General features: G+C 70.7%; 10 protein-coding genes and 1 pseudogene. 4 read left to right on the top strand and 7 right to left on the bottom strand.

What is annotated here, in order from left to right; all coding sequences use genetic code 11:
- The first annotated feature begins 85 nt into the window (after positions 1–85).
- A complete protein-coding gene (locus HMPREF3086_RS12680) occupies positions 86–805 on the top strand; it encodes a PaaI family thioesterase (protein ID WP_070722216.1) in 720 nt (239 codons plus the stop codon).
- 49 nt (positions 806–854) lie between these two features.
- A complete protein-coding gene (locus HMPREF3086_RS12675; protein WP_070722214.1) occupies positions 855–1,517 on the top strand; it encodes a PaaI family thioesterase in 663 nt (220 codons plus the stop codon).
- Positions 1,518–1,624: 107 nt separating this feature from the next.
- On the opposite strand, the gene HMPREF3086_RS12670 is transcribed toward HMPREF3086_RS12675, so the two are convergent.
- Positions 1,625–2,443, bottom strand: coding sequence for an SDR family NAD(P)-dependent oxidoreductase (locus tag HMPREF3086_RS12670; protein WP_070722211.1), 819 nt, complete (start codon positions 2,441–2,443; stop codon positions 1,625–1,627).
- An 11-nt stretch (positions 2,444–2,454) separates the two neighbouring features.
- Between HMPREF3086_RS12670 and HMPREF3086_RS12665 the strand changes: the two genes are divergently transcribed.
- Positions 2,455–3,213 carry a PaaI family thioesterase gene (locus HMPREF3086_RS12665; RefSeq protein WP_083324438.1) on the top strand — a complete coding sequence of 253 codons (759 nt, stop codon included), beginning with the start codon at positions 2,455–2,457 and terminating at the stop codon, positions 3,211–3,213.
- 12 nt (positions 3,214–3,225) lie between these two features.
- Here the strand turns inward: HMPREF3086_RS12665 and HMPREF3086_RS12660 are convergent, their stop codons facing one another.
- Both HMPREF3086_RS12660 and HMPREF3086_RS19815 read right to left on the bottom strand, forming a co-directional pair.
- Complete coding sequence (locus tag HMPREF3086_RS12660) at positions 3,226–3,861, bottom strand: TetR/AcrR family transcriptional regulator (protein WP_246830987.1); 636 nt, start codon at positions 3,859–3,861, stop codon at positions 3,226–3,228.
- A 68-nt stretch (positions 3,862–3,929) separates the two neighbouring features.
- Positions 3,930–5,456 (bottom strand): fatty acid desaturase, encoded by a 1,527-nt coding sequence (locus HMPREF3086_RS19815; protein WP_070722207.1) that lies wholly within the window; start codon positions 5,454–5,456, stop codon positions 3,930–3,932.
- 237 nt (positions 5,457–5,693) lie between these two features.
- On the opposite strand from HMPREF3086_RS19815, the gene HMPREF3086_RS12650 reads away from it, so the two are divergent.
- Positions 5,694–7,565, top strand: coding sequence for an ABC transporter ATP-binding protein (locus tag HMPREF3086_RS12650; RefSeq protein ID WP_083324437.1), 1,872 nt, complete (start codon positions 5,694–5,696; stop codon positions 7,563–7,565).
- Positions 7,566–7,615: 50 nt separating this feature from the next.
- Here the strand turns inward: HMPREF3086_RS12650 and HMPREF3086_RS12645 are convergent, their stop codons facing one another.
- The 4 genes and pseudogenes from HMPREF3086_RS12645 to HMPREF3086_RS12630 form a co-directional block, all read right to left on the bottom strand.
- Positions 7,616–8,545, bottom strand: coding sequence for an SDR family NAD(P)-dependent oxidoreductase (locus HMPREF3086_RS12645; protein ID WP_007626906.1), 930 nt, complete (start codon positions 8,543–8,545; stop codon positions 7,616–7,618).
- A gap of 73 nt (positions 8,546–8,618) precedes the next feature.
- Complete coding sequence (locus tag HMPREF3086_RS12640; RefSeq protein ID WP_070722205.1) at positions 8,619–9,941, bottom strand: TrpB-like pyridoxal phosphate-dependent enzyme; 1,323 nt, start codon at positions 9,939–9,941, stop codon at positions 8,619–8,621.
- A 37-nt stretch (positions 9,942–9,978) separates the two neighbouring features.
- Entirely contained in the window at positions 9,979–10,461 is a 483-nt protein-coding gene (locus HMPREF3086_RS12635) for a GNAT family N-acetyltransferase (protein WP_070722203.1), read from the bottom strand.
- Positions 10,458–10,746, bottom strand: a pseudogene (locus HMPREF3086_RS12630) (hypothetical protein); the annotation flags it as partial. The pseudogene HMPREF3086_RS12630 and the gene HMPREF3086_RS12635, both read right to left, overlap by 4 nt.

Here is a 10,746-nt window from a genome sequence, read left to right as displayed (position 1 = left end):
CGGGCCGGGGCGCGGCGGGGGCTACCGGTGCGGCCGGTACCGACGGCGCGTCGGCCGCCGCGGACGCCGTCGGGTCGGTGCAGGCGTGAGCGGGCAGGTCGCCGTCGTACGACGGGACCGGCCGGAGATCGACCTGGGTCCGTTGGACCCCGCGCGCGGCGGTGGTCGCGCTGTCGATCGGATGGACGACGACGAGGCGGGCCTCTTCGCCCTGGTCGAGCAGGTCCGCCGGATCCGCGCGCTGACGACCGGCGGGATCTTCGACACCGACCTGGGCCCGCTGACCGCCCGGCTCCGCGAGGTGGCGGACACGCTCGAGGCCGCGTCGGCGAGCCCGGAGCACCGGCAGGAGGTCAGTTGGCGGGAGCGCCGCTACGTCCCCAACTGCCCGGTGATCGGGCGGTCCAACGTCCTGGCGCCGCCGGCGGAGTTCGAGCTGCTCGACGACGGCACCGTCCGGTCCGAGGTCACCCTGGGGCTGGAGTACCAGGGCCCGCCGGGGTGTGTGCACGGCGGGATCGTGGCCCTGATGTTCGACGCGGTGCTGGGTCGGGCCAACCACCACGCCGGGACCACGGGGATGACGATGTACCTCGACCTGGACTACCGGAGCCCCACCCCCATCCTCGAGCCGATCGTGATCACGGGACGCCAGGTCCGGGTGGATGGTCGCAAGGTGTGGTCCCAGGGCGCCATCCACCACGGTGATCGCCTGTGCGCCACCGCGGAGGGGTTGTTCGTCATGCCCGAGCAGTGGGTCGCCGAGTACCAGCAGCACCGGGACGAGGACGGGACGTCGGCCTGACGCCGGGCCGCGGCGGGCGGCGCCCGACCGCGGAGTAACGTCACACGGCGTGACCGAACAGCCAGATTCCGGGGAAGCCCTCTCCGCCCAGACCTTCCTCGACCAGCCCGACCACGCCTCCGGCGCCACCGAGCTCGCCCGCCAGCTGAGGCGCATCCGCGGCCTCGTCTCCGGCGCGGACTTCGAGGACCTGTCCGCGGAGATCGAGCTGGCCCGCGAGCTGGCCGACCGCATCGAGAGTGCCGCGACGTCCCACCCGCCGGCCGAGTACGACTCGTGGGGCGTGCCCGAGCACATCGCCTCCAACCCGGTGATCGGCTCGCGCAACCCGGCCGCCCCGCCCCTCGAGGCGGTCGTCTTCCCCGATGGCACGGTCCGCGCTGACCTCACGCTCGGGGTGGAGTTCCAGGGCCCGCCCGGATGCGTGCACGGCGGCGTGGTGGCGATGCTGTTCGACGAGATGCTCGGCCTGGCCAACGCCGCGGCTGAGCACATCGGGATGACGGTGGACCTGCAGGTCACCTACGTCGCCCCCACCCCGCTGGACACGCCCCTCCGGTTCGAGGCCCGCCAGGACCGGGTGGACGGGCGCAAGCTGTGGTGCACGGGCACGCTGCACGCCGGGGACACGCTGTGCGCGTCGGTCACGGGCATGTTCGTCACGCCGCGTTGGATGCTCGACGGGGACCAGAGCAAGCCCATCGAGGGCTGACCGAGGCCCCGACCGGCGCGCCCTTCCCGACACAGCAGCGCGCCCCGGGCCCACCGGTGCGGATGTCCCCGCGCCGGTGACCCCGGGGCGCGCCCGGGACCCGGAGGTCAGTTCCCGCGGAGGGCCTTCATCCGCTTGTGGGAGCCGGCCACGATCCGGCCGCGGTCGACGCCGGACGAGAACTCGACGCCCTTGCGGTTGTTCTCGCCGCCACAGACGTGGATCGGCCCGTTGCCGATGGACGCCAGGACCTCCTCGGCGACCTCCTCGGGCTCGCTGACGGTGAAGCCGGGCAGATCCATGTCCAGGCCGGCGCGCACCATCGCGGGGGTGCGGACGACGCCGAGGATGACCTCGACGACGTCGACGCCGTACTCGCGCATCTCCAGCCACAGGCCCTCGACGAAGACGCGGCTGAACGCCTTCGCCGCGGAGTAGACGCTCATGTCGGCGTGACCGAGGTAGCCGGCCATCGAGCCCATCACCACGATGCCGCCGCGACCGCGGGCCTTGAGGCCGGGGCCGAACTGACGGATGATCTGCATCGGCGAGGTGATGTTGAGGTCGATGACCTTCTGGACCTTGTCCATATCCGACTCGACGAACTCGGAGCCGTAGGTGTTGGCGCCGGCGTTGAGCACGATCAGGCCGAGGTCGAGGCCCTCGCAGGCCGCGGCGATGCCCTCGGTGGCACCGGGCTCGGTGAGGTCGACGGACAGGGTCCGGCACTCGACTCCCTTGGCGCGCACGGCCTCGGCGGTCTCCTCGAGGGGCCCGGTCTTGCGGGCGACGAGGACGGAGGAGACCCCCTGATCGGCGAGGCGGAAGGCGATCTCGGCGCCCACGCCCTCACTTCCGCCCACGACGAGGGCCCAGGGGCCATAGGTAGCAGGATCGAACGGCTTCGGATTGACAGGTGTCGACATACCCTAAGAGTATGACTAAACAGAGCGATAGTCCCGGATTCGGCGGCGTGCCCCTGCCGAAGCTGGGTCCGAACGAGGATTTCTCCCTCGAGGCGGCGCGGAAGCGACTGGGCGAGACGTTCGAGCCGATCCCCACCCCGGAGTTGCCGCCGGCGGATCCCGACCTCGATCGTGCGGTGGCCGAGCTGCGTCGGCTCCGTGAGGCGACAGCGGCGTTGGCGCACTCGGAGGTCGAGCTCGGGGACATCGCCGACCGCCTGGCCGAGGTGGCTGACCTGCTCGAACCGCGTGTCCCGTCGCCGGCGAAGCGGCTGGAGATCATGTGGACGGGCGCGGGCACCCGCCGGTCGAACCCGGTCGCCGGGCCGGAGAACCCGCTCGCCCCGCCGGTGCAGTTCTACGGCTGCGATGACGGCTCGGTGCGGGCCGAGGTGACGCTGGGCCCCGTCTACCAGGGCCCTCCCGGGTGTGTCCACGGGGGTATCAGCGCCCTGATCATCGACCACATGATGGGGTTCGCCAACCACTGGGGCGGCCGCTTCGGGATGACCGCGCACTACGAGATCGACTACCGGTCGCCCACCCCGCTGCTCGAGCCGCTGTCGTTCCGCGCGTGGGTCCAGGAGCGCGAGGGCCGCAAGACGTGGACGCACGCGACGATCCACGCCGGCGAGCGCTTGTGCGTGGAGGCGCGTGGCCTGTTCCTCGAGGCGAGTGTGCCGGTCCCGGGTCAGCCGGGCACCGAGTCGATGCTCGGCGACGGGGCATAGGGCACCGGGCCCTCAGCCCGGGAGGTCGACCTGGACGACCTTCTGCAGGTACGGCGCGATGACCTCGGTCAGACCGGAGGCCAGCTGGTCGGGGTCCTCGGGCGGGAGCGAGACGAAGCTGATGCCGATGCGGGCGATGATGGAGGCCGCCAACCGGGCCTGCGACTCCTCGATCCCCATCCAGCTCTCGGCGAGGGCGGGGGTGAGCACCTCGGTGGCCCGCTCGATGAGCGGGCCGGCCTCGGTGGTGATGAGCCGCAGCAGCTCCGGCTTGATGTCCCCGGTGAGCAGGGCCCGGATGAGCGGGTCGCGCTGGCTGGAGAGCAGGAAGCCGTTGATGCCCTCACGCAGCGCGGTCTCGATCTGCCCGGGATACCGGATGATGGAGTCGCGGATCTCACCGGCGAACGTCTCGGACAGTTGCAGCGCGTACGCCTGCGCCAGACCCTGCCGGTTGCCGAACGTGCTGTAGAGGGTCTGCCGACTCAGTCCGGCGGCCTTGGCGACGTCGGACATGGTGACCGCGGACCAGTCGCGCGAGCCGAGGAGCTCGTGCATGGCCTCGAACACGGTGCTGCGGAGCGGCCGACGCTCCCCGCGGGCGTCCCCGGGGGAGGGTCGGTCACTGGTCTGGCGGTGACGGGGCATGGTGTCCATTGTTGCGGATACCCGGTTCCGGGCGGGGGAGGGCCGGGTTCCCACCCCGTACGCGGGGGTCACTTCACCGGCAGGAAGTCGACCTTGTCGCGCACGCCGCAGTCCGAACACTGCCAGGAGTCGGGGATGGCCGACCACGGGGTGCCGGGCGGGAAGCCCTCGCGCGGGAGGCCGGCGGCCTCGGAGTAATGGTTCCCGCAGTTGGGGCACACGTACTCACCGGTGGGCGAGGTCTGGTCGGTCGCGATGTCGGTGTCAGCGATGACCTTCTCCGCCACCGCGGTCGAGCCGGCCCCGTAGCGGGCGAGGATCTTCTCCCGCTTGGACGGTTGGATGTTCGCGCGGGTGATGTCGCCGTCGTAGTGGTCGAGGACGCGCTTGTCCATGACCTTCCGCCACAGCGGCGGGATGTAGGCGATGACCATCATGGTCGCGTACCCGGACGGCAGCTGCGGGGCCTGCTCGAAGCTGCGCAGCATCTGGTAGCGGCGCATCGGATTGGCGTGGTGGTCCGAGTGGCGCTGCAGGTGGTACAGGAAGATGTTGGTCACCAGGTGATCGGAGTTCCAGGAGTGCTCGGGGCGGCAGCGCTGGTACCGACCGGCCGAGGTCTTCTGGCGGAGCAGTCCGTAGTGCTCGAGGTAGTTGACGACCTCGAGCAGGGAGAACCCGAAGATCGCCTGCACGATCAGCCAGGGGGCGACCTCCCACCCGAAGATCGCGATGAGCGCGCCGAACAGCACGACGGTCATGAGCCAGGCGTTGAGGTTGTCGTTGCGGAGGGTCCACGGGCTCTTGCCCAGGCGGCCGAGACGCTCGGACTCGAGTGACCACGCCGAGCGGAGCGAGCCCACGACGCTGCGCGGCAGGAACGCCCAGAAGGACTCTCCGAAGCGGGAGCTGGCGGGGTCCTCCGGAGTGGCGACGCGCGCGTGGTGGCCGCGGTTGTGCTCGATGAAGAAGTGGCCGTAACCGGTGGTGGCGAGCGCGACCTTGGACAGCCACTTCTCGCTGCCGGCGATCTTGTGGCCGAGCTCGTGGGCGGTGTTGATGCCGATGCCGCCGGTGATGGCCACGGTCCAGGCGACGCCGATGGAGGCGGCGACGCCCAGGCCGCCGTCGTAACCCAGCCACGACAGGTCGTCGGCGGTCCAGAGGTAGCAGGCGGCGATGAGCGAGGCGTACTGGAACGGGATGTACAGGTAGGTGCACCACCGGTAGAACGGATCGGCCTCGAGCTTGTCCATGACCTCGTCCGGCGGGTTCTCCCCGTCGGCGCCGATCGCCAGGTCGCCGAGCGGGATGGCGACGTAGACGAGGAACGGCAGCAGGAACCACGCGATGGTCGCGGGGATCTCCCAGCCGAGGGCGTTGAAGCCGGCGACGAACGGCATGGAGAGGAACAGGCCCATCGCGGGGATCACTCCGAGCAGCCACAGGTAGCGCTTGGCGTCGGTCCACGCGTACGGCTCGACGTCCGCGTGTTCGTGGCCGTGATGGTCGTGTCCGTGATGGTCATGATGCGCGTGAGGCGCCTCGTGCTCATCGGCCCCGTCCGTGGGCCGGATGTACTCGGTGCTGGACATCGCTGACGACCTCCGAATCAACTTTTTGTGGCATATGCCACTGTGTTGCACCCGACATTAGACAAAAACCCGCGCCGTGTCTAGACATACCGTCGGTCTTTGTCCAGAAGGCCTCGATGATGACGACGACGAGGACCCGCGATCTCCGACCCGGGCCGGAATAGGTCGGGCACCGGCCGGGTTGTACGGAGGTGTCGTCGGTACACCCCTCGACCGGCGTGAGAGGAGTGGCCCGGCTTGTCCATGCACATGGCCGCCATGCGGACGCTGTACCGGGCCGAGAACAACGGCATCTCGCTCGACCGGAGTGTCTTCACCCGCGAGAACTTCCGCCGGATCGGGCAGTTCGCGCGCCCCCACACCCGGCGGATCGTCGTCTTCCTCATCCTCTCCGTCTTCGGGGCGTCGCTGGCGGTCCTGACCCCCGTGCTCGCGGGCCGGGTGGTGACCGCGATCGTCGAGGCCTCGCCGGTCCACGTGGTCGTCGGGCTCGCGGTCCTCATCGCCGCGATCGGCGTCGTCGAGGCGGTGGCGGCCGTGTTCACCCGGCTGTGGTCGGCCCGGATCGGCGAGGGCCTGATCCTCGACCTGCGTCGCGCGGTGTTCGACCACGTGCAGACGATGCCGGTCGCGTTCTTCATGCGGACCCGCACCGGCGCCCTGGTCAGTCGCCTCAACAACGACGTCATGGGTGCCCAACGGGCCTTCTCCGACACCCTCTCCGGGGTCGTGTCCAATCTGGTGCAGCTGGTCCTCACCCTGGCGGTGATGGCCGGCATCAACTGGCAGCTCACCGTGCTGTCGGTCCTCCTGCTGCCGATCTTCCTGTTCCCCGCCCGGTACGTCGGTAAGCGTCTGGCCCGGCTCCGTCGCGAGGCCTCGGACCTCAACGCGTCGATGAACGACCAGATGACAGAGCGCTTCAACGCCGGTGGCGCGACCCTGGTGAAGCTCTTCGGCCGGCCCTCCGCGGAGTCGGCGGAGTTCGCGGCACGCGCCGGGCGGGTCCGCGGCATCGGGGTGCGCACCGCCTTGTTGATGAGCGTGTTCATGAACTCGCTCACGCTCGTGTCCACTCTCGCCCTGGCGCTGGTCTACGGGCTGGGCGGGTGGTTCGCCCTCAACGGCGGGCTGGACGCCGGGTCGGTGGTCGCGCTGGCGCTACTGCTCACCCGTCTCTACGGCCCGTTGACGGCGCTGGCCAACGCACCGATGGACATCGTCACGGCCATCGTCAGCTTCGAGCGGGTCTTCGAGGTCCTCGACCTGGAGCCCCTTATATCCGACGCCCCCGACGCCGTCGACATCCCCGAGGGCCCGGCGACCATCGAGTTCGACGACGTCCACTTCTCCTACCCCTCGGCGGACAAGATTTCGCTGGCCTCGCTGGAGGAGGTCGCGGTCCTCGACACCCGCGGCGGGCAGGAGGTGCTGCACGGGATCTCGTTCCGCGCCGCGCCGGGCGAGATGGTGGCGCTCGTCGGGTCGTCGGGAGCCGGGAAGTCGACCATCGCGTCGCTCTTGCCCCGCCTGTACGACGTCGACTCGGGCGCGGTGCGTGTCGCGGGCCTGGACGTGCGTGACGTCACGTCGTCGTCGCTCCGTCGGACGGTCGGCATGGTCACCCAGGACGGCCACCTCTTCCACGACACGATCCGCGCGAACCTCACCTTCGCGCGCCCGGAGGTCACCGACGATCTCGTGTGGGACGCGCTGCGCCGGTCCCGGCTCGAAGGCCTGGTCGCGTCGCTGCCCGACGGCCTCGACACGGTCATCGGGGACCGCGGGTACCGGCTGTCGGGCGGAGAGCGTCAGCGCCTGACCATCGCGCGGCTGCTCATCGCGGAGCCGTCGGTCGTGGTGTTGGACGAGGCGACGAGCGCGCTGGACTCGACCAACGAGTCCGCGGTCCAGGAGGCGCTGACGGAGGCGATGTCCGACCGGACGTCGCTGGTGATCGCGCACCGACTGTCGACCGTCCGGGCCGCGGACCGCATCCTCGTCCTGGAGTCGGGGCGCGTGGTGGAGTCGGGTACGCACGCCGAGCTCCTCGTGGGCGGCGGGCGGTACGCGGAGCTGTACGAGACGCAGTTCGCCGACCAGGAGTGACCCGCGGCCGGCCGCCGGCGTCATCCGTGCCGCCCGGCCGCCGCGGCCGGTCAGCTCTCCAGGTGCAGGCCGAGCTCGCGGGCGGCCAGGGCGGCGTACTTCGAGGTCTGCTCGAAGGCGCCCTCGAGGGGGTTGGCGTCGGTGACGTCGGCGATCTCGGCCCAGCGCTCGGCCACCACCTCGGGGGTCCGCGCACCCTCGGGCAGGTAGACGCCACGGCTCTCGACCATCTGCGACACCGCGAACACGCCGGCGCCGGCGCCGAGGATCGTCTTGGTGGGGGCGTCCTCGCTGACCATGAAGAGCGCGCCCGGCGCGATGGTCTCGGGGCCCATGATGTCCAGCACCCGCTGGGGCAGCAGGTCCTCGGTCATGCGGGTCGCGGCCGTCGGAGCGATGGAGTTGACCTTGATGTTCTTCTTCTCGCCCTCGATGGCCAGGACGTTCATCAGGCCGACCAGCCCCGACTTGGCCGCGGCGTAGTTGGCCTGGCCGAAGTTGCCGTAGATGCCCGAGGAGGACGTGGTCATGAGGATGCGGCCGTAGCCCGCCTCGGCCATGTGCGGCCAGACCGCCTTGGTGCAGTTCACCGAGCCCATGAGGTGGACCTCGACGACCTTGCGGAAGTCCGCCGGCTCCATCTTGGCGAAGGACTTGTCGCGCAGGATGCCGGCGTTGTTGATGAGGATGTCGATCCGGCCCCACTTCTCCATGACCGTCGACACCATGGCCTCGACGGCGGCCTCGTCGGTGATGTCGCTGCCGTCCACGATCGCCTCGCCGCCGGCCGCGGTGATCTCCTCGACGACCTGCTGCGCTAGCGACGGCGACCCGCCCTCACCGCGGACATCGCCGCCGAGGTCGTTGACGACGACCTTGGCACCACGCTCGGCCAGCGCGAGGGCGTACGCGCGGCCCAGGCCGCCGGCCGCACCGGTGACGATCGCGACCCGATCGGTGAACTCGATGGTCTTGGTCAATTGGGGGCTCCTTTATCGAGGGTAGGGAACGTGATTGGTGGTCTGGTGTGGGGCGCGGGCCCCGTCCGGCGCGTCAGCCCAGCTCGCCGCGGACGAACGACTCGTACGCGGGCAGGTCGAGGAAGCCGTGACCGGACAGGCCGATCACGATCGACGGCCCGGTGCCGGCCTCGCCGGTGTGCTCGCGGGCCTTCGCCATGGCGCCGGCCAGCGCGTGGGTCGACTCGGGGGCGGGCACGATGCCCTCCGCCTTGGCGAACTCGACGCCGGCCGCGAACGCGACGTTCTGCTCCACCGCCATCGAGTCGAGCAGGCCGAGGTGCTTGACGTGGCTCACCAGCGGTGCCATGCCGTGGTAGCGCAGGCCGCCGGAGTGGATGGGATCCGGGACGAAGTCCTGGCCGAGGGTGTACATCTTCATCAGCGGGGTCAGGCCCGCGACGTCACCGTGGTCGTAGCGGAACTCGCCCTCCGTCAGCGACGGGCAGGCCGTGGGCTCGACCGCGACGATCCGGGTCGCGGCGCCGGCGAGGTTCTCCCGGATGAACGGGAACGCCAGCCCGGCGAGGTTGGAGCCACCGCCGGCGCAGCCGTAGACGTAGTCCGGAGCGCCCTCGCCGAACATCGCCAGCTGCTTGATGGCCTCTTCGCCGATCACTGTCTGGTGCAGGCACACGTGGTTGAGCACCGAGCCCAGGGAGTAACGGGCCTCGGGATCCGCGGCGGCCACCTCGACGGCCTCGGACACGGCCATACCGAGAGAGCCGGGGGTGTCGGGGTCCTTGGCGAGGAACGCGCGACCGGCCTCGGTGAGGTCGGACGGGCTCGGGTGCACGGACGCCCCGAAGGTCTCCATGAGCATGCGCCGGTACGGCTTGGAATGGAAGGAGGCCTTGACCTGCCACACCTCGACCTCGATGCCGAAGGCCTGCCCGGCGAACGCCAGCGACGCACCCCACTGGCCGGCGCCGGTCTCGGTGGTCAGCCTGGTGATGCCCTCCGCGGCGTTGTAGTACGCCTGCGCGACCGCGGTGTTCGGTTTGTGCGAACCGACGGGGCTGGTGCCCTCGTACTTGTAGTAGATGCGGGCGGAGGTGCCCAGCGCCTTCTCGAGGCGCCGTGCACGGATGAGCGGCGACGGCCGCCACAGCCGGTAGATCTCCCGGACCGCCTCGGGGATCTCGACGTACCGCTCACCGGTCACCTCCTGCTCGATGAGCGCCATCGGGAACAGGGGCGCCAGGTCCTCGGGACCGAGCGGCTCCCTGGTTCCGGGGTGCAGGTGGGGCGCCATCGCCTCGGGCAGGTCGGCCTGGATGTTGTACCAGTGCGTCGGCATCTCGCTCTCGGGGAGGAGAGCCTTGACCAGCGGGACGGAGGGGGCGTCAGACGTCATGTGTGTCCTCGGAAGGGATCGAAGGGTGAGCCTGGTCTCATCCTAGGAGGTCGCGTCGCATGGGCAGATGGGGGATCCGACCGTCGAGGTAGTCGGGCCCGCACCGGACGAATCCGAACTGCTCGTACCACTGCTCGAGGTGGGCCTGGGCCCCGATCTCCACCGGCCGGTCACCGCACAGCTCCAACGCCCGGCGGATCAGCCCGGCCGCGATCCCCCGTCCCCGCCAGGACGGTGCCGTACACACGCGCCCGATGTGCATGAGGCCGTCGGCGGAGTCGTCCCCGAAGACGCGCAGCGTCGCCACCAGCTCACCGCTCGACGCCCGCGCGAGGAGATGAGTGGTGCCCGGGTCGGCGTCGACGTCGTCGATCTCGGCGTACGGGCAATCCTGCTCGGCCACGAAGACGTCCACGCGCAGTCGGTACAGCGCGTGGACGTCCAGTGGGGCCAGCTCCTCGAGGGCCGACGCGGAGATCTCGAGCGCCGGGTGGTGGGCCGACGCGTCGGATCGGCTCATGCGCCGGTGGTGTTGCCGTCCGAGGTCTGACCGCCCGTCGCGGTGTCGTCCCCCGCGGCGTCATCGGAGGGCTGCGGCGCGGAACCGGCAGCGGGGCCGGGCGCGGCGCTGCCCGCGGCCGGGGAGGACTCGGCGGACTGGTCGGCGGGGCCCTCGGGATCCGGGGACTCGATGGTCAGGTCCTCGCCCGTCTCCGAACCCTCGGACTCACGGGCGTCCGGGCCCGTGGATCCGGCCGCGGCACCGCGGGAGTCGGCGGCCGCCTCGGCCGGCGTGGGCGTCCGC

Origin of the sequence: Dietzia sp. HMSC21D01 (assembly GCF_001815995.1) — a bacterium.
Lineage (GTDB): Bacteria > Actinomycetota > Actinomycetes > Mycobacteriales > Mycobacteriaceae > Dietzia > Dietzia cinnamea.
This window is presented reverse-complemented; position numbering and strand designations above follow the sequence as displayed.

Coding starts and splice junctions, on each gene's coding strand:
- HMPREF3086_RS12670 (WP_070722211.1), bottom strand. CDS start 2,443: ATGTCGACACCTGTCAATCCGAAGCCGTTCGATCCTGCTACCTATGGC.
- HMPREF3086_RS12665 (WP_083324438.1), top strand. CDS start 2,455: ATGACTAAACAGAGCGATAGTCCCGGATTCGGCGGCGTGCCCCTGCCG.
- HMPREF3086_RS12660 (WP_246830987.1), bottom strand. CDS start 3,861: ATGCCCCGTCACCGCCAGACCAGTGACCGACCCTCCCCCGGGGACGCC.
- HMPREF3086_RS19815 (WP_070722207.1), bottom strand. CDS start 5,456: ATGTCCAGCACCGAGTACATCCGGCCCACGGACGGGGCCGATGAGCAC.
- HMPREF3086_RS12640 (WP_070722205.1), bottom strand. CDS start 9,941: ATGACGTCTGACGCCCCCTCCGTCCCGCTGGTCAAGGCTCTCCTCCCC.
- HMPREF3086_RS12635 (WP_070722203.1), bottom strand. CDS start 10,461: ATGAGCCGATCCGACGCGTCGGCCCACCACCCGGCGCTCGAGATCTCC.